Source organism: Streptomyces sp. NPDC002742, from assembly GCF_042888885.1.
GTDB lineage: Bacteria > Actinomycetota > Actinomycetes > Streptomycetales > Streptomycetaceae > Streptomyces.
In genome coordinates this window covers 226533-245057 of sequence record NZ_JBIAQF010000012.1, presented here as the reverse complement: position 1 = coordinate 245057, position 18525 = coordinate 226533, and the positions used below count along the sequence as shown (strand labels likewise).

The following is an 18525-nucleotide window of genomic DNA, read 5'->3' as shown; positions in this document are numbered from 1 at the left end:
GCCCCGCCTCCCGGCCACGGCGCGGACACCGTCGCAGGCCCCCTCCGCCCCGCCCCGCCGCTACTCCCCAGGGAGTAGTCCGGCCCCCGGGCCACCCTTCGCGCCCCGTCGGTTCCCGCGCTCACGGCGGGCGGCCCCGAGGGGCTCTCCGAGCGGGAGCGCGAGGTGCTCACCCTGGTCGCGCGTGGCCTCAACAACACCGAGATCGCGGCCACGTTGGGACTCAGCCCGCTCACCGCGAAGACCCATGTCAGCCGCATCGTGGGCAAGCTGGGCGCCCGCGACCGGACCCAGCTGGTCATCGGGGCGTACGAGTCGGGCCTGGTGACTCGGGAGACGCGGGCCGGGACTGAGCGAGCGTCCGTCCGGCACTCCCGACGCGCCATCGGAAGGACCTGACGTCTCATCACCATGCCGTGAGAAAGCGGGTATTGCCGTGTCACCCGGGGCACATTAGGTTCACCTGGACATCCCACGTCCCACGTTCCACGTTCCAGGTCCGATGCAGTCGACGTAGCCCAGGGAGTGCCATGACCAGCATGAGCCGCGTGGTCGCGTTCGCAGCCGCCGCCGGACTCCTCGCCACCCTCACCGCCACCGGCGGTACCGCCTCGGCCGCGCCCATGGCCGGCCGGGGCTGCACCTCCTCCGTCCCGTACACCGCGGGCCAGGAGGGCTATGACACGTACCGCATCCCCGCGACCGTCATGACCGGGGCGGGTACCCTGCTCGCCTTCGCCGAGGGGCGGCACAGCGGCGCCGGTGACACCGGGAACATCGACGTCGTCCTCAGACGGTCGTCCGACGGCGGCTGCACCTGGAGCCCGCTCAGGGTCGTCGCGTCCGGCGGCGGTGACACCCGCGGCAACCCGGCGCCGGTGGTCGACCCCCGGACCGGCCGGATCGTCCTGCTCACGTCCTACAACAGCGGTGCGGTGACCGAGGCGCAGATCATGCGGGGCGAGGTCACGGCGGAACACAGCAGGCGCGTCTTCGTCCAGACCAGCCGGGACGACGGGCGGCACTTCTCCGCCCCGCGGGACATCACGGCGCAGACGAAGCTGCCGGGCTGGCGCTGGTACGCCACCGGCCCCGGCCACGCGATCGCCCTGCGCCACGGACCGCACGCCGGGCGTCTGGTCGTGCCGGCCAACCACTCCGCCGCCCCGCCCGCCGGGTCCGCCGACACCGGTCAGGAGCCCAGGTACTACGGAGCGCACGCGCTCTACAGCGACGACGGCGGGGTCACCTGGCGGCTCGGCTTCGTCGACGACTCGTACGACGGGGCCGACAACGCCAATGAGAGCGCGGTGGCCGAACTCCCCGACGGACGGCTCTACTTCACCTCGCGCGACCAGAACGGAACGAGTCCCGGCAACCGCCTCGACTCCTACTCGAGCGACGGGGGCGAGACCCTGGACCGCCCCTTCGCCGTCCAGCCCACCCTGAACGACGTCCCCGTCGTCCAGGGCAGCGTCCTCCAGCCGGCCGGCCGCTTCGCCCCGCTCCTCTTCTCCGGCCCCTCCGTCCCCACCGTCCGCCAGTCCATGGCCGTCTGGCGCAGCACGACCGGCGGCGCGACCTTCGTGAAGGCGACCACCCTGTCCACGCAGCGGGCCGCCTACTCGGACCTCGTCCAGCTCGGCGCCTCCCGGGTCGGCATCCTCTACGAGACCGGGGCCACGGGACCCTACGAGAGCATCGAGTTCAGACGGCTGCCGGTGAGCGGGCTGCTCGGGTAGCGGTGCCCGGCCCCGGCCGGTAAACCGTCCTAGAGCAGTCCCGCCGAGGCCAGGTACTTCCCGACCCGCTCGACCTCGCCCTGCGACAGCGGCACCTGGGGTTCCGCCGTCGCGGGGCAGTCGATGACGCCCCGCAGGGACAGCGCGGCCTTGAAGGCGCCGAGGGCCGAGGAACTGCCGCCCATCCGGGCCGGGTCGCCGACGCTCACCAGGCCGAACAGCTCGCACAGCCGTTCCTGCTCCGCCCGTGCCCGCTCCCGATCGCCCGCCGCGCACAGCTCGTACAGTCGTACGTAGCCCGCCGGGTCCACATTGGCCAGACCGGGGACCGCGCCGTCCGCACCCAGGGCCAGAGCCGAGTCGACGACCACCTCGGACCCGGTGAGCGCGGTGAAACCCTCGATACCGGGGTGCGTACGAGCGCCGGTGACGACCGTGCGGAAGGCGCCGAGGTCACCGCTGGAGTCCTTGAGCCCGGCCAGGACACCGTCGGCGGCGAGTTCGAGGACCAGTTCGGGGCTCAGCTTGGTGTGGACGGACGCCGGCAGGTCGTACGCGAACACGGGGAGCGCGGCGCGGGCGGCGACGAGGCGGAAGTGGCGGGCGATCTCCGCGGGATGGGTGCGGGTGTAGAAGGGTGCCGTGACGACGATCGCGTCCGCGCCCGCGGCGCGGGCGGTGTGCGCGTGGTCCAGGACACGCGGTGTCGTCATGTCGATCGCACCCGCCAGGACCGGGAGCTGACCGGCGACATGCCCCGCCGCCGTCTCCACCACCAGTTTTCGCTGCGCGTCCGTCAGATAGGCCACCTCGGACGTCGAGCCGAGGACGAACAGGCCGTGCACCCCGCCGTCCACCAGATGGTCGATCAGTCTGGTGAGCGACGGGACGTCCACCTCGCGGTCCGGTGTCAGGGGCGTGCAGACGGGCGGTACGACACCGGTCAGCGGGGCGGGGAAGGTCATCAAGGCTCCCGGATGTGCTGCTGGAACGGAACGTCGGCCATGGCGGTGGCCCCGGCGGCGGACTCGGCCTGGGCGACCAGGGTGCGCGTCGACCGGCCCTCCTCGACAGGATGGTGACACCGGAAGCGGTGACCCGGGGTCGACGCGGCCGTGAACTCCGGCATCCGGGTCGCGCACTCCTCGTCCGCCTTCCAGCAACGGGTCCGGAAGGGGCAGCCGCTCGGCGGGCGCGTCGCCGATGGGACGGGACCGGTCAGCGGAATCGGCTCGATCGGGTCCAGCAGGCCCGGGGTCGCCGAGAACAGCGCCCGGGTGTACGGGTGACGGGAGCCGTCGGTGACCTCGCCGGCCGGGGACTCCTCCACGATCCGGCCCAGGTACATCGTGATCACCCGGTCGCTCATCCGGCGCACGGTCTGGATGTCGTGGGACACGAACACCAGGGCCAGGCCCAGGCGTTCCTTCAGGTCGAGGAGGAGGTTGAGGATCTGCGCGCGCACCGACACGTCCAGTGCGCTCGTCGGCTCGTCGGCCACCACCAGGCCTGGATCCAGCGCCAGGGCGCGGGCGATCGCCACCCGCTGGCGCTGACCGCCGGAGAGCTGGCCGGGCAGCGCGTCCGCGAGCGCCCGGGGCAGGCCGACCAGCGACATCAACTCCCTTACCCGGTCGGCCCGTTCGGTCGCCGTGCCGCGCCGGTGCACATCCAGCGGGTCGCGCAGGATCCGGCGCACGGGCAGTCGGCGGTTCAGGGCCGTCGACGGGTCCTGGAAGATCATGCCCGTGCTGCCGCCGACGGCCGCGCGCCGCTCGTCCGGTTTCAGGGACCACAGGTCGCGGCCGTGGAAGGTCACCGTGCCGGAGGTCGGCCGCTGCACCCCCACCAGCACCTTCGCGAGCGTCGACTTGCCGCAGCCCGACTCGCCGACGACGCCGACCGTCTCCCCGGGCGCGATGGCCAGATCGGCACCGGTCAGGGCGTACACCCGGTCCCGGGTGAACACACCGCCGCTGCGCGCCCTGTGGGCGACGTGCGTGTCGGTGAGCCGGACGAGCGCGTCCGTCCGCCGGTCCTCGGCCCCCGTCACGGGCGCGGTCATGCGACGGCCTCGGCCGCCGCCGGCGGAAGCCTCACGGCAGACGGAATCCTCACTTCACGGCCTCGCTCTCCGTGGTCACCAGGTCGACGGCCGGATGGTGGCAGGCCGCCGTGTGCGTGCGCGGGCCGACCAGGTCCGGCGCCGTCGTCCGGCACACCTCGCTCGCCATCGGACACCGGTCGGCGAACCGGCAGCCGGCCGGGAAGTCGGCGGGGGAGGGGACGACCCCCCTGATCTGCGTCATGCGCTCCGCCGCCGACTCCAGGGACAGGACGCTGCCCAGCAGTCCGCGCGTGTAGTGGTGCGCCGGGGACTCCACCAGGTCCGCCGTCACCCCCGTCTCGACGATCTGGCCGCCGTACATCACGACGACCCGGTCGGTGACCGCCGAGATCAGCGCCAGGTCGTGCGAGACGAGGATCAGGGCGAAGTCCAGTTCCGCCCGAAGCCGCAGCAGCAGCTCCATGACCTGCGCCTGGACCGTCACGTCCAGGGCCGTCGTCGGCTCGTCCGCCACGATCAGCTTCGGCTCGCGGGACAGCGCCATCGCGATCAGGACGCGCTGGCGCTGGCCGCCGGAGAGCTCATGGGGGTAACTGCGCAGGGTGCGCTCGGGATCGAGGCCGACCAGAGCGAGCAGTTCGGCCGCCGTGCGCTTGCCGCCCCGCCGTATCACCTGCTTCAGCTGCGCCCTGATCGTCATCGCCGGGTTCAGCGACGACAGCGCGTCCTGGTAGACCATCGCCATCTCGTGGCCCAGCAGTCGGCGCCGTACCCGCATCGGCTCGCCCACCAACTGCCGCTGGTCGAAACGGACATGGCCGCGCACCCGGGCGCCCTTCGGCTCCAGGCCCATGACCGTCAAGGCCGTCAGCGACTTCCCGCAGCCCGACTCGCCCACCAGGCCCAGGACTTCGCCCGGATACACCTCGAAGCTGATGCCGTCGACGATGTCCACACCGCTGTGCCGGTTCTCGAAGCCGATGGCCAGATGCTCGACGGCGAGAACGGGCTGCCGGCCCGAGGGCAGCGGACGGGCCCGTGCGCGCAGCCGCGCGGCGGCCTCCGCCAGACCGGGCAGTTCCAGGACCGTGCCGCTGCCCGGCTCGGGGGCTTCGAGACGGTCCTCGGCCGGCGGTACGGACACCTCCCGGGCGGCCGGAGCGGCCCACGCGTCGGAGACACCCTCGGAGAGGATGTTCAGCGACAGCACGGTGACCAGCATCAGCAGGCCGGGGAAGACGGTTGCCCACCAGCCGCCCGTCAGCACCATGTTCTTGCCGTCGGCGATGACACTGCCCCAGGACGGGTCCGGAGGCCGTACGCCCGCGCCGATGAAGGACAGCGAGGCCTCGAACACGATCGCCTCGGCGACCTGCACGGTGCAGAACACGAGAATCGGGGCGGCGCAGTTGACGGCCACGTGCCGAAGGACGATGTGCGGGGTGCGGGCGCCGATCACCTGCTCGGCCGTGACGTAGTCCTCGCCGTACTGGTCGAGCACGTTCGCCCGTACGACCCGGGCGACGGGCGGGGTGAACAGGAACGCGATGGCGCAGATCAACACGTTGATGCCGCCCCCGAACACGGCGACGAGCACGGCGGCGAGCGCGATGCCGGGGAACGCCATCACGACGTCCAGGCAGCGCATCAGCGTCTCGTCGACCGACTTGCGCGAGGTCGCGGCGAGCGCGCCGAGCAGCGCGCCCACGACCAGGGCGAGCGCGGTGGCGCCGAGACCGATCGCCAGCGACCAGCGCGCCCCGTACATCAGCCGGCTGAGGATGTCCCGGCCGAGACTGTCCTGCCCCATCCAGTGACCGGCCGACGGATGCCCGGTGCCGTCCGCCTGAGGCTGCTGGTCGAGCGGGTCGTGCGGCGCGAGCAGGGGGGCGAACAGCGCCGTCAGCGCGACCACGGCCAGGAAGCAGACCGCGATCCGCGACAGCGGCGGCAGCCTGCGCCAGCCGCGCAGCCGGACACCGGGCCGGACGAGGGCCCCCGCCAGATCCTTCCGCGTGATCATCGGGCCGCTTCCCTCAGACGTGGGTTGACCAGCAGATACAGGATGTCGATGACGAGGTTCACGACCACGAAGCCGATGGCCGTGGTCAGGACGACGCCCTGCACGACCGCCGGGTCACCGTTCTGCACGGCGTCGATCATCAGCTTGCCCATGCCGGGCAGCGAGAAGATCGTCTCGATGACGACCGCGCCGCCCAGCAGATAGCCCACGCGCAGGCCCAGCACGGTGAGCGGGTTCATCAGGGCGTTGCGCAGGACGTTGCGGCCGACGACCACCCGGGGCGGCAGCCCGCTGCCGATCGCGGTGCGCACGTAGTCCTTGTCGAGTTCCTCGACCACGGACGTCCGCACGATCCGGGTGAGCTGGGCCGCGACCGGCAGGGAGAGCGCGAGCGCGGGCAGCGCCATGGTCTTCAGCCAGCCGGACAGCGAGTCGGCCGGGTTGACGTAGCCGCCGGTCGGGAACCAGCCCTGGTCGACGGCGAGGTACTGGATCATGAGCAGCGCCAGCCAGAAGCCCGGTGCGGCGACCCCGGTCAGGGACACCACCCGGATGATCTGGTCGGGCGGCCGGTCGCGGTAGATCGCGGCCGTGACCCCGCCGAGCAGCGACAGCACCACCGCGATGCCGAGCCCCAGGAAGGTGAGCTGGAGCGTGAGCGGCAGCGCGGTGGTGACCTGTTCGGCGACCGGCGCCCGGGTCAGCGCGCTGGTGCCCATGTCGCCGTGCAGCAGGTCACCCACGAAGTGGAAGTAGCGCACGGGCAGCGGATCGAGCAGGCCGTTCTGCTCCCGGAAATCGTGCAGCTGCCGCGGGGTGGGGTTGGCGCCCTGGAAGAACGCCGACGCCGGATCGACGTCCGAGAACCGCATCACCAGGAACACGAACAGGACGATCCCGAGCATCAGCGGCACGAGCAGCAGGGCGCGGCGCAGCAGGATCCTGACGATGGCGACCACGTATCAACTCCCTTGTCGCCTAGACCCACTTGGCTTGCAGCAGATTGATGCCCGGGTAGGGCTGGGGCCTTATCCCCGCGAGCCGGCGCGGATTCCACGCGGTCATCAGCTCGTTGTGCACGACCGGGTAGAGAACGGCCTGCTCGGCGACGACGTCGATGTAGTCCTGGATCATCGTCTTCTTCTTGTCGGCGTCGGGCTCCTGCGTCGCCCGGTCCATGTCCTTGAAGAGCTGCTTGGCGACCGGGTCGCCGGCCCAACGGGCATAGCCCATCCAGGGGTTCTGGGGGCCGTAGTTGTAGTGCATGATCAGGTCGGCGTCGAGGCCGAACTGGTTGGGGTTCGAGGCGGCGGCCACGACCTGGTAGTCCTGCTTCTGGTCCATCTTGGTGAACACGGCCGTGGTCTCCTGCGGGGACAGCGTCGTCTGCACGCCGATCGCGTCCCAGGACGCCTTGATGGTCGGCAGGCAGTCGACGATCCAGCTGACGTTCACCGACAGGATCTCGATCTTCAGCCCCTTGACCCCGGCCGCCTTCAGGAGCTTCTTCGCCTTCTCCGGGTCGTAGGAGTAGACGGTCTTCGCGGGCCGGTAGGAGGGGTTGGCCTCGTTGAGGAAGGAGCTCGACGGCTTCCCGTGCCCTCTGAGGGCGACCTCGACCATCTTGCCGGTGTCGATGGCGTAGTGCAGCGCCTGGCGGACGCGGACGTCGTCGAACGGTTTGTGCCGGGTGTTGAACATGAGGAACAGGTTGTTCATGCCCGCGCCGCCCTGGACGGTCATGCCGCCCTTGCGGAGCTGCTGGATGTTGGCGTACGGGATGTTGTCGGCGATCTGGGCACCGGCGCTCGCCCCCGAGATCTTCGCGACGCGCGGCGCGGCGTCCACTATGGTCAGCCAGTTCATCTTCTTGAAGGCGGGCTTGCGCGGCCCGTTGTAGGCGGCGAACGCCTCGAACGTCGTGTTGGACTTCGGGTGGTGCGCGGTCTGCCGGTACGGACCCGAGCCGATCGCCTTGCCCTTGATCGCGTCGTCCCAGGCACCCGGCTGGGAGAAGACGTGCTTGGGCATGACCTTCGCCAGGGTGAGCCGGGAGATCCCCTCGGGGAACGGGAACTTGAGGACCAGCTCGACGTTCTGCGCGTCGATCTTCCGGACCTCCTTCAGCCAGCTGGCGAAGAAGCCCTTGGCGAGGGTCTGGGTGTTCGGATCGAGTATCCGGTCGAAGACGAAGACCACGTCGTCGGCGGTGACCGGCTTCCCGTCGTGGAACGTGGCACCCGCCCGCAGGGTGAACTTCCAGGAGGTGCCGGTGAGATCGGCGGGCACCTGGGTGGCGAGCGCCGGGTAGGGCTCGCGGGAGATCGGGTCGGTGTCGAGAAGGCCCTCGTAGACATGGTTGTTGGCGGCCATGCAGAAGGCGGACGCGGTCTGCGTCGGATCCCAGCTGCCGTCGTTCCCGTAGCCGATCACGGCCGTGAGGGTGGCGTTCCGGCCGCTGCCCGAACCGCCGGTGTCGTTCGTGGACTCCGGTCCCGACGAGCAGGCGGCAAGGGTCGAGGAGAGGCCGGCGGCCGCGCCCAGGGCCCCGGTGTACTTCAGGAACGACCGGCGGTGCAGCGCCGGAGTGCGGTTCTCGTCGCGCACGGTTCCTCCAGCAAGGAGTGGTCCAGTTGAGCGGTCCGGTGAGGCGGTGGAGCGTCGGTGCGATGCCGTGGAGCGGTCGGTGCGGTGGCCCGGGGAGCAGGAGATACGACGTCCTACGTCATAGGGGGCAGCGCGACCATAGGAGGGGGCGCGGAGAGGGTCAAGGGATCGCACACGAATGGCGTATCTTCCACTGGTGCGACCAATGGCGGTATGAATCAGGGCAGTTGGCCGAACTTGGCGTTTAATCAGCCCGGAGGTGGGACGTCCGATGTCCAGCGAGCGTACGATGCGGCGCATGCCTGAGGAGACCGGGAACCGGCGGCGGCCCGAGCGCCGGGTGAGCAGTCAGATCCAGCGCGAGGTCATGCAGCTGATCCTCGACCAGGGGCTTCCGGCCGGGGCGCCGCTGCCCACCGAGACCGAGCTGATGACCGATCTCGGCGTGAGCCGCAACTCGGTCCGCGAGGCGCTCAAGGCCCTTCAGGCGCTCGACATAGTCGAGATCCGGCACGGCTACGGCACCTATGTCGGCGAGGCTTCCATGACGCCGTTCGTCGACGGACTGACCTTCCGCACGCTCGCCCGTCCGGACGATCCGACCGCGGCGCTCGCCGAGATCCTCCAGGTCCGCGAGGTGCTGGAGGAAGGGTTGATAAGCCGGGTCGCCCAGGTGCTGACCGAGGAGGAGCTGGACCGGCTGGAAGCCGTCGTCACGGAAATGGAGACGGCGGGCGACGACGGCCGCTCCTTCCCCGAACTCGACAGCGAGTTCCACGAGTTGCTGTACGCCTCGCTCGGCAACCCGCTCGTGCCCCAGCTGCTCGGCGCGTTCTGGACCGTCTTCCGGCGGGTCGCCGTGGTGCGTGGCTGGACCGACGACATCACCCCGGAGGTGACGGCCCGCCGCCACCGCGACATCCTCACCGCCCTGCGCGTCCGGGACGTGGAGGGCGCCCAGCGCGCGATGGCCGACCACTTCCGGGGAATCGAGACACGGGCGGCCCAGGGCTCCCGCGGCGTGAGCTGAGCGGGACGGGCAGAACGGGTCCGGGCCGAGCGGGTCCGGGCTGAACGGGTCCGGGCCGAGCGGGTCCGGGCCGAGCGGGTCCGGGCTGAACGGGTCCGCACCTGACTCCGGCCCCGATTCACGCGCCCCGTGGTGGCCGGGCGCGAACCCGACTCGCAGGCCGGCGCACGACCCGGGACCGACGCTCCCGGCGACAACTGGGACGGCTCTGGTCTCAGAAGGAGAGCGCGAGGAGCAGCCGGTCCCTCCCCGGCCCGAGATAGTCCTTGCGGATACCCCCGACAGGGACGAAACCCAATGACCGGTAGAGCAGGATGGCGGTCGTGTTGGAGGGTGCCACCGTCAACCGCACCTCACGTACGCCGTCGGAGCGCAGGTGGCCCAGCGTCTCCAGCATCAACTGCCTGCCCAGTCCGTGTCCGCGACGGCCGGGAGCGACGGCGAGGCTGACGATCCAGGTACGTGTGGGATCCGGCGTCGCGGCGACGGCGACGTAGCCGTGCAGGGCCGTGCCGTCATCGGCGACGAGCAGACGGTCGCCGCACACATCGAGCCACTGCCGGAGTATGTCGTAGTTGTACGGGCCCTCCGGGAAGGCCTCCTCGTCGAGGCGGACGACCTCCGGCAGGTCCGAATCGGTGCCCGGTCTGATGCTCAGGGGACGGTCGCCCGGCCATCGGCGCAGCGTCGAGCCGGTGACGGACGGGAAGTGATCTCCGGGCAACGGAAGCATTTCGGCCCCTTGTGAGAGGAGTCAAAGAGGTGCCGTCTCGCACGGGTGAATACGAGCCGGTCGGCGCACACCCTGTGCCCGGGTGCGATCAGCACAGGTCAAGCCATCATTCCTGGCTGCAACTGTCCGTTCAAGGTGGAATTAGGGCCAAAAACTGATTCATCCGGGGCGCCACCTCGCGCCCTGCGTCAAGGGTTCGCAAAGGATCCGTGTCGGAAAGGGGTACGGGCCACGAGTCGCGTTGCTACATTGGGTCGATGGCCTCGAGATCGCCGGACGGCGGGCAAAAGCTGAACGATGAAGCACCCTGGGACGCGTTCGACCCCGAGGTGTACATCGATCACAACTACCGGATCCTGCATCCTGATGATGCGGAGATCATCTCCATCGTCCGGGACCGCTTCAGTGATCACTTCCGTGAGAATTCCGGAAGGATGCTTTCCGGAATCGACGTGGGTGCGGGAGCGAATCTCTATCCCGCTCTCACCATGCTGCCCTGGTGCGACAGGATCACGCTGCTGGAGCGCTCGGCCGCCAACGTGCGCTATCTGAAGAGTCAGCGCCGTGGCTTCGACCAGTCCTGGGACCAGTTCTGGGAGGTGCTCACCAAGGGGGACAAGCACGAGGTCTACAGCGGACTCGAGGCGGACCGCAAGGTGCGGTTCGGGGAGGCCGTCCGGGTCAAGCGCGGGAATCTGTTCGACCTTCACCGGAGCCAGGGGCGCTGGTCCATCGGGACCATGTTCTTCGTCGCCGAGTCGATGTCCACCTCCTACGAGGAGTTCGAGCGCGGAACCGGCTGCTTCCTGAGTTCCCTGGAGCCCGGAGCGCCTTTCGCCGCCGCGTTCATGGAGCATTCGGAAGGATACAAGGTCGGCGCCGAATGGTTTCCGGCCTGCTATGTGAGCAAATCACAGATCGCCGATGTGGTCGGTCGGTATTCGGACGATGTCGAAATTTTTCCCGTAGGAAAGCCGGGTGGACTGCTGCGTGACGGATACACGGCGATGATTTTGACCTGTGGGCGCCGGAATTCCTATTTCGACAAGCCGGTGCGTTCGAAATGGTGGAGCGTGCAAGGGGTGAACCCGTCCGGTTCCTGACGGCGAGTCCGTTCGGTTCCTGACTGATTTCTCCGTGCACCTTCCAGGCCTGTGTGAGGGGCATGGGTATGCAGATCAAGCCGCGTCAGCAGCTTTTGGACATCTGGCAGGCGATCGCCCGCCACTCCTTTTCGAGTGGCGCATGGGACTGGGGTGAATGGGGACGTCGCAGCAGCGTCGCGGACGCCGAGCGGCTCCTTTGTCTCATGTACCCGGCCACCGAAATCCCGGCCTTCCGGCTGGACGACCCGAACACCATCCAGGACGACGTCCAGAAGGCTCTCAGGAGAGCCGGGGGGCCGATGGAGCTCCCCGGAAATCTGGTGACGGCTCTCGCCGAGTTCATGGACCAGTACACCGACGACACCGAAACGCCGACCTTCGGTGGCGGCTACTACTTCGTCCCCGAGCAATCGAAGGACGAACTCACCAAGGAACAGCTCGAACTGGGAGTGGTCGACTCCTTCTCCATGTCCGTGACCCTCTGTCTCGCCACGCTCGGCTTCCTGAAGGTGTACGAGACCAAGACACAGCGGACCGATGTGAAGAGGCGGATCCAGGAACTCAGGACCGCCACCAGTACCCGGCTCACCGCCGCCATGGTGAGCCTGCTGCGTTCCTTCGCGGTCAATGTCTTCGACACCGATTCCGCACAGGGCCGGACCCTGTGCCGGCTCCTCGGCCAGGGAAGGCTGTCCGACAGGGTCGTCCTTCAGCAGTTCAAGGAACGCTTCAGGGCGTTGCGCGCCACGATCAGTGAAAGCTTCGTTCTCGGCGTCGAGGTCGAGGAGCGCCTCAGCGACGACAGCCAGCTCTTCGAGTGCGGCTGGGCCTGGAGTCTCGTGCAGGACGCCCCCGAGGTGCAGACCACGGAATCGATCGGTGCGCAGCCCGAAGGCATCGCCCACGCCACTCCGTATCTCTACTTCACCGTCGTCGCACTCGACGGCATCCAGGACCTCTTCTCGGACCGCACCCTCACCCTCGGGCTGCTCAACTCCGAGCAGCAGAAGCTCGCCGAGGCGCTGCGACTGCGCTGGGAGATCACCCAGCAGTTCTGGTCGGGGATCGCCCGCTTCGGCGACGACACCTGGCCGCTGGAGGACATCCCCTGGCGCACGACCGGCCAGCGGCGACTGGAGTCGGAGTACTTCTCGCTCTCCGTCGCCGCGCTGCTCGTCCACGATCTGGTGCGCCGCCGTGCCACGGACGACGACCTCACGCGCACCGTCGGCGTCATGGAACGCCTCGCCGAACGCGGCCGGATCACCAGTCGCGTCACCCGGGACGACCGGGCCGTCCTGCTGCACAGCCCCGGCGTCACCCTGCCGCTGCAGGGCAGTGACGCCAAGGGCCCGCCCATGCAGTGGACGATGACCGACTTCTCCGCGCAGCTGCTCAAGCGAACCATCCAGCTGTGCGTGCTCTCCCGCAACATCGTCTCGCACGACCGGCTGCTGCGCCTCGCCGAACAGACCCTGGACCATCTGTGGGCGCGCCGCATCGGGAACGGCGAAAGCGCCGGGCTGTGGGACAACGTCCATGCCGTCTACCCCGCTTCGCAGGCGACCGAGGCGCCGTTGTCCTGGAGCATCACCGAGCGCGTCACCGAGTGCATGGTCGCCGCGCGCCAGCTCTACACACAACCGCCGATCCGAAGCGGCGAACTGGCCACTCTCGCGCGGGCCCTGCTCAGCGAGTCCACGCATCTCCTCGGCAAGGAACAGATGGAGCCCGCGCCCCCGGCCAACAGCGAGGAGGGCGCCGGTCTGCGGGGTATCGAGGCGAACCTCCGCCGGGCCAGACAGCTGCTCGACGAACAGCCGGGCACGGCCTACGCGCTGACCCTCGGCGTACTCGTCGAACTCGACGCGCTGGCCCGGGCCAGGAACGCCGCCTTCCAGGAGGTGTGAACCGTGCTGGTCTTCGCCGCTTCCGACAAAGGTGGCACGGGGCGCTCGGTCACCAGCGCCAATCTCGCCTACCGCCGGGCACTCGCAGGGGACGAAGTCTGTTATCTGGACTTCGACTTCGGCTCTCCGACCGCCGCCGCGGTCTTCGGAATCCCAAGGGCGCTGGACGGGTTCGGACACCAGGGCCTGCACTCCTATCTGTGGGGAACCACCGACGAGCCGGCACGCATCGACGTCTGGGCCAGTACCGAGCGCAGGACACTGCGCGACCGGCCCAGTGGATCCGGCCGCCTGGTGCTGCTGCCCGCGGACCGTGACGGCGGCGAATTCGTCACCGACGACGAGAGCCTGCACCGGTGTGTCGACCTCTTCCTGCGGCTGAACGCCGAGTTCGACGTGATCGTGGTGGACCTCAGCGCCGGACGCAGCTATGCGATGGACATGGTGCTCCGGGCGACCTCGCGGCCGGAACTGCGGGGTGTCCAGGCCCGCTGGCTGGTCTACCACCGCTGGACCCCGCAGCACGTGACCGCCGCCGCCGACCTCGTCTCCGGCATAGTGAAAGCCGGCGCGGACATGGGACACGAGCAGGAGGCACTCTCGGGCGCCATCCGCTTCGTACGGGCCGCGGTGCCCGCTGTCGGGTCGCCCCTGCTGTCCCAGGTGCCCTCCACGACGGCCCGCTGGATGCGCGCGTACGACGAGAAGCTCGACGTCATGGCGGCCAACCGCGGCATCGGAAAGACCCGCGTGCTCGGATCCGTACCTCTGGAACCCGTCCTGCTGATCTGTGAGCAGCTCATCACCGACGAGGACGTGAACGGCAGCCGGATCGCCAACAAGGCGACCTGGCAGGCGCTCGTGGAACTCTCCGAGCGGCTGACCGACGACGCGTACTGGGGGCAGCCGTGACGGAGGCCGTCTTCCGGGAGACGAGCGCGCAGCCGCGCACCGAGTCCGTGCCGTTCTCCCATCTCTCCCTGGAGCTGGGGCATCTGCACATGGAGGACCTGCGCGAAGGCCCCGACCGGCTCCGGCGGCACTTCGAGGCCGTACGGCCCTGGATCGACGCCGCCCGCGCCGGAGTCGCCGTACTGACCGGGGGCCGGACACTCCGCCTCAGCACCTGTTTCCTCATCGACGACTACTTCACCCGCTTCTCCACGCCGGCCGAACTCGTCCCGATGCTGCTCTCGGCAGCCGGCGAAGCGGACCTGACCATCGACTACCTGGCCCGCGAGTCGGGGTGCGCCGTCACCGAGGACGTCCACCTCGCCGAATCCGTGATGCGACGCCTTGTCGAATCGCCACCGCCCGGCAGCAACGGTTTCCGCCCGCCCGTCAGCCGGACCGGCTGGCTCACCAACGGCCGGCGCACGCCCCCTCTGCGCACGTCGGCCGCGATGACCGCCACCAACTGGAAGCCGCCCGCCGAGACGGGGGCCGTCCGCCATTCCATCCACATGGACGTGGAACTGTGGGACGACCGGGACGACCACCGCACCTGGTCCTGCCCGTTCCTCGCCGCGGTCTGGCAACTGTCCCGCCTCGGACTGCTGCGGGACAACGGCAGGGCTGTCCCGAAGCCCGCTCCATGGAACGGCGAGGGCTTTCCGGACGACTGGGACGACCTGCCACCGCTGCTCCGGCTCACCCCCTCGGCGGCGCCGTTCACCGCGTACTTCACCTGCACGGTGCTGCCGACCCGGTTCCTGCCCGTCGAGCACGCCGTCCGGGTGATCCTCGACCAGATCCACGTGGACTCCGCGGCACTGGGGCAGATCGTCGGGCGATCCGCCCGCGAGGGCGTCGACGTACCCGTCCAGATCGCCGACCGTGTCTCCTACGTCTTTCCCCCAGGACTCTGACGTGGCTGCCGCGGGGGAGACGCCCGGGTACGTGCTGACCTGCGGAGAGGTACGCACAGGTCTGCTGCCGACCCGGCACTGCCTGGACGGCCGCGGTGCCGCCCGGCTGCTCGCGCTGCGGACGGACGAACAGGTCCGCGTCTCCGAACGCCCCAATCTCCATGCCCGCTCCCCGGACGTCCTCACCGGCGTGGACTGCCGGCTGCCGACGGCCAACGACGCCAAGGTGCGCGCCATCGGCACGGTGGCCGCCCGCGCGGTACTCACCGAGGGCCGGGTTCTCCAGGCCACCGCGTACTTCTCCGCCCCGGCCGAAGGTCTCGACCAACGACAGCCATGGGGGTACTACCTCGTCCGTCCGGGAGTTCTGGTGCCGCTGGGCCGGCTTCCGGAGCGGGCTGTCGCCGCCGGCTTTCTGGCACGCGATCAATCAGCTTTCCCATCGGGCGAGTTGGGGGTCGGATCCATTGCGGAGGGGCTGTTCGGGCAACTGTCACGGCATCCGTTGCTCGATCACGAGGTTCCGTTCAAGTCCCGGCGCACCAGACTGCGCTGGGCCGCTCTGCCGGTCCAGGACGGTGCCGGTGCCTCGATCGAGCGTTTCACCCTCGACGACGACGGGTTGCGGACCATCGAACTGCGGTTGCCGCGGAGTACGGAGCCGACGGCCGTCGCCGGGCTGTGCGAGGACCTCGCCCTGCACGACTGGCTGCTGACGACGGTCGTACAGAAATTCGACGGCATCCGGACGGGGGCGGCGGAGGACAGGGCGGTCATGAAGGTGGTGCGCCCCCTGGTCGACCATCTGCTGCACCTGTGGATGCCGAGGGCACGGGTGGACCGGACGTTGAGCCCCTTGTGGGAGGTGCTGGAGACCGAGCCCGGATTCACCCGGCAGTGGCGGACGCTCGTCCAGCGCATCCGGGACCAGCTGACCCTGCAGGCCATCGCAGCACCGGCAGAGGCGTCGACGGCGCCCTGACGCGACAGATCCGTGCACGATTCCGACGGGGGAGAGGCAGATGGACGCAACGCCAGGAGTCCTGAAGAAGACACTGATCACGTTGGTTGTGGCCGTTCCCGTGTACGTGCTCACCAACGTCCTGGACCAGAACCAGAACGAGATCTGGAAACTGACCGTTTCCCTGATCCTCGGTGGCGCGGCACTGATCATTCAGTACATGAACGACTTCGAGAACCGGCTGAAGGGGATGGAGACCGGTCAGCGCGACCGCATTCAGGAGATGAAGGAGAGTCTGGCCGACCACAACACCGAGATGAAACAGAACCTCGTCTCCCACAACCGTGAGATGGAGGACGTCGTCAACACCAGTTTCGCCCGCATCAACGAAGCGACCAGGCTGTTCAGCCAGATGGGGCGTTCGGTGCTCCGCGCGGACGGAGTGGCCGAACTGGCCCACAGCGCGACGCGGGTGGGCCTGCTGGGCACCGAGATAGTGAACAGCTTCGCCCGGGACGAGATCAACAGGCTCGCGTTGCTCATGGAGGGGCTCACCAAGCGGAGCGCCGAATGCCGGGGAGAGAACCACGACTGGCTCCTGGGCCTCACCAACTGCACGAAGAGCACCATCGACGCCACCAGCACCATCGTCGACCGGGACTTCTGGACCAGTGAGCCGGGGCGTCGCTATCTGCTGGCGCAGCGCGACGCCATCAAGCTGCGGCAGGTGAGGGTCAGACGGCTGTTCATCGTCAATGAGCCCGAGCATGTCGAGGACGAGCTGACAGGACTGTGCGAGAACCAGAACGCCTTGGGCATCGAGGCACGGGTGGTGGTGCTGTCCCAGGTGCCCGAGCACGCCCGTCTCGGTCCGACCAGCGACTTCGTCATATTCGACGGAGCGCTCTGCTACGAGGTGGAGCAGGACCTGAGGCAGGTCAACGTCAAGACGACGCTGGACGCGAGGGAGGACCACGTCGATCCGTGCGCCAAGTGGTTCGAGGAACTCTGGGAGGCCAGCCGGTAGGCGGGTGAACCGGTCGGCCCCGACCGGTCGGCCCGGACCCGTCGGTGCGTGCCGGGTGGCCGTGCACGGGTCCGGGCTCTGTGACGGTGCGACCCGAGGCGTCGACGCGCCGGGTCAGCTCACCGAGATGCCCCGGAGCGAAGACACCACCGGCGACAGTGACGGACGACGTGAGCGTGACGGTGGAACACCGAACGGGCAACGGGACTCCTTCAAGGAGGAAGACCTTGGTCGGCTTCCTCGCTCTACCAGGTGCCCCATAGCCGCGACCTGCGCTTGCCCTGAAAACCCTGATCCGGTTGGCAGCGCAGGATCGCCCTTAACTCCGTGGTCTTGGGGTACTTCCTCGGGGCAGGCATCTTGGGCTCCTCTCATGAGACCCATCCGACCTGCTGTCACCTTTCCCCGCATCTCGGGGGAACCTCAGCCACGGGGCTGGAGGCCGTGTCAGCGCGATGATCAGCCAGCTCGGCGAGGGGATTCGGGAAGGGCTCCACCCCCCAAGAGCGCTACAAGGTGGCTGGGGCCTGGCTGCGAGGCGTAGGTCTTGCTGGAGGACGGCGTATCGCTTGCCAACGACGTTTCGGCTGGTCAGGGGCCTAGAAACACCAAAGGCCCCCTGGCCTAAGCGCCAGCGGACCTTCGGTCTGCCATAAACCCGTCAGCGTGCTCAGCAGAGGCCAAGCGGGTCTTCTGAAGGAACTATACGATGCCAGGCACCATGGGACAACAGAAGATCTCTTCAGAACAGCTGCTCATTGCGCGTTTTTCTCCGTCGCGTATGGCTCCCTACCTGGCTGCAGCGGGTTCGCCCCGTGAAGCTGTCAAGCTCTACCGATGGAACGTGGAGGCTTCTGCAGCGCTGTACGAAGCTCTGCACATCTTCGAGGTGGTCTTGCGTAACGCCATCCATGAGCAGATGACGCAATGGCATCAAGCACAGGGCAGGCCGGGAACCTGGCTGACTCATCCTCCTGACGAACTCACATCGCGAAGCAAAGAAGATCTTGCGAAGGCCAGGTCAAGGGCGAGGGATGCCTTGGCGCAGAAGCCTCGACAGCCGGGAGCCGCAACGTCTCCCTCGCTGACGGACGGTGACATCGTTGCTCAGCTGACGCTGGGCTTCTGGCGGTTCATGCTGGCGTCGCGTTACACCCACGACCTGTGGCACGACGCTATCCGCTATGCCTTTCCGGAGCTCAGGCAGCAGCGGCTCTCGGACGTGGAGGGTCCAGTCGTCCGTCTGCACTGGCTGCGGAACCGGGTTGCCCATCTGGAGCCGGTCTTCGTGCGGAATCTCCACCTTGATCTCAAGGACATGAAGACCGTCTTGGGATACATCTGTCCACGGACCCAGGCGTGGTTCGCGTCCACGCGAACCCAGTCCATCAAGGATGTCGCCAGTACGTTGCCCCGGATCCGGCCGTAGCCCCGCATTCCCAAACGGCCC

At 68.8% G+C, this 18525-nt stretch carries 15 protein-coding genes and 1 pseudogene; 10 read left to right on the top strand and 6 right to left on the bottom strand.

Annotated features, from left to right (window positions below):
- Positions 1-96: 96 nt before the first annotated feature.
- Both ACFYW8_RS23330 and ACFYW8_RS23325 read left to right on the top strand, forming a co-directional pair.
- Positions 97-399: pseudogene (locus ACFYW8_RS23330) on the top strand (response regulator transcription factor); the annotation flags it as partial.
- Positions 400-530: 131 nt separating this feature from the next.
- Positions 531-1742 (top strand): exo-alpha-sialidase, encoded by a 1212-nt coding sequence (locus ACFYW8_RS23325; protein WP_389079185.1) that lies wholly within the window; start codon positions 531-533, stop codon positions 1740-1742.
- Between the two features lie 29 nt (positions 1743-1771).
- Here ACFYW8_RS23325 and ACFYW8_RS23320 read toward each other — a convergent pair whose 3' ends face one another.
- Genes ACFYW8_RS23320 through ACFYW8_RS23300 form a run of 5 tightly spaced genes read right to left on the bottom strand, consistent with a single transcriptional unit; the run spans position 1772 to position 8440 of the window.
- A complete protein-coding gene (locus ACFYW8_RS23320; protein WP_389079180.1) occupies positions 1772-2707 on the bottom strand; it encodes a dihydrodipicolinate synthase family protein in 936 nt (311 codons plus the stop codon).
- Complete coding sequence (locus ACFYW8_RS23315) at positions 2707-3807, bottom strand: oligopeptide/dipeptide ABC transporter ATP-binding protein (protein ID WP_389079176.1); 1101 nt, start codon at positions 3805-3807, stop codon at positions 2707-2709. The genes ACFYW8_RS23320 and ACFYW8_RS23315 overlap by 1 nt, the downstream gene beginning before the upstream one ends.
- Positions 3808-3856: 49 nt before the next feature.
- On the bottom strand, positions 3857-5833 hold the full coding sequence (locus tag ACFYW8_RS23310; RefSeq protein ID WP_389079171.1) for a dipeptide/oligopeptide/nickel ABC transporter permease/ATP-binding protein: 1977 nt from the start codon (positions 5831-5833) through the stop codon (positions 3857-3859).
- Entirely contained in the window at positions 5830-6792 is a 963-nt protein-coding gene (locus ACFYW8_RS23305) for an ABC transporter permease (protein ID WP_365871209.1), read from the bottom strand. The genes ACFYW8_RS23310 and ACFYW8_RS23305 overlap by 4 nt, the downstream gene beginning before the upstream one ends.
- A 19-nt stretch (positions 6793-6811) precedes the next feature.
- Entirely contained in the window at positions 6812-8440 is a 1629-nt protein-coding gene (locus ACFYW8_RS23300; protein ID WP_389079166.1) for an ABC transporter substrate-binding protein, read from the bottom strand.
- Between the two features lie 289 nt (positions 8441-8729).
- Between ACFYW8_RS23300 and ACFYW8_RS23295 the strand changes: the two genes are divergently transcribed.
- On the top strand, positions 8730-9470 hold the full coding sequence (locus tag ACFYW8_RS23295; protein ID WP_365871355.1) for a FadR/GntR family transcriptional regulator: 741 nt from the start codon (positions 8730-8732) through the stop codon (positions 9468-9470).
- Positions 9471-9684: 214 nt separating this feature from the next.
- On the opposite strand, the gene ACFYW8_RS23290 is transcribed toward ACFYW8_RS23295, so the two are convergent.
- Positions 9685-10203 (bottom strand): N-acetyltransferase, encoded by a 519-nt coding sequence (locus ACFYW8_RS23290; protein ID WP_365871205.1) that lies wholly within the window; start codon positions 10201-10203, stop codon positions 9685-9687.
- A gap of 257 nt (positions 10204-10460) precedes the next feature.
- Here ACFYW8_RS23290 and ACFYW8_RS23285 point away from each other — a divergent pair, with 257 nt between their 5' ends.
- The 7 genes from ACFYW8_RS23285 to ACFYW8_RS23255 all read left to right on the top strand — a co-directional run bounded on the left by ACFYW8_RS23285 (position 10461) and on the right by ACFYW8_RS23255 (position 18504).
- Positions 10461-11306, top strand: coding sequence for an SCO2525 family SAM-dependent methyltransferase (locus ACFYW8_RS23285; RefSeq protein ID WP_365871203.1), 846 nt, complete (start codon positions 10461-10463; stop codon positions 11304-11306).
- A gap of 68 nt (positions 11307-11374) precedes the next feature.
- Entirely contained in the window at positions 11375-13219 is a 1845-nt protein-coding gene (locus ACFYW8_RS23280; RefSeq protein WP_389079157.1) for an SCO2524 family protein, read from the top strand.
- Positions 13220-13222: 3 nt separating this feature from the next.
- Complete coding sequence (locus ACFYW8_RS23275) at positions 13223-14131, top strand: SCO2523 family variant P-loop protein (RefSeq protein ID WP_389079152.1); 909 nt, start codon at positions 13223-13225, stop codon at positions 14129-14131.
- On the top strand, positions 14128-15087 hold the full coding sequence (locus tag ACFYW8_RS23270; RefSeq protein ID WP_365871197.1) for an SCO2522 family protein: 960 nt from the start codon (positions 14128-14130) through the stop codon (positions 15085-15087). The genes ACFYW8_RS23275 and ACFYW8_RS23270 overlap by 4 nt, the downstream gene beginning before the upstream one ends.
- 1 nt (position 15088) lies before the next feature.
- Entirely contained in the window at positions 15089-16069 is a 981-nt protein-coding gene (locus ACFYW8_RS23265) for an SCO2521 family protein (RefSeq protein ID WP_389079146.1), read from the top strand.
- 40 nt (positions 16070-16109) lie between these two features.
- Positions 16110-17075, top strand: coding sequence for a DUF6879 family protein (locus ACFYW8_RS23260; protein ID WP_365871194.1), 966 nt, complete (start codon positions 16110-16112; stop codon positions 17073-17075).
- 721 nt (positions 17076-17796) lie between these two features.
- Positions 17797-18504, top strand: a complete 708-nt coding sequence (locus ACFYW8_RS23255) for a hypothetical protein (protein ID WP_389079139.1) — start codon at positions 17797-17799, stop codon at positions 18502-18504.
- The last annotated feature ends 21 nt before the right edge of the window (positions 18505-18525 follow it).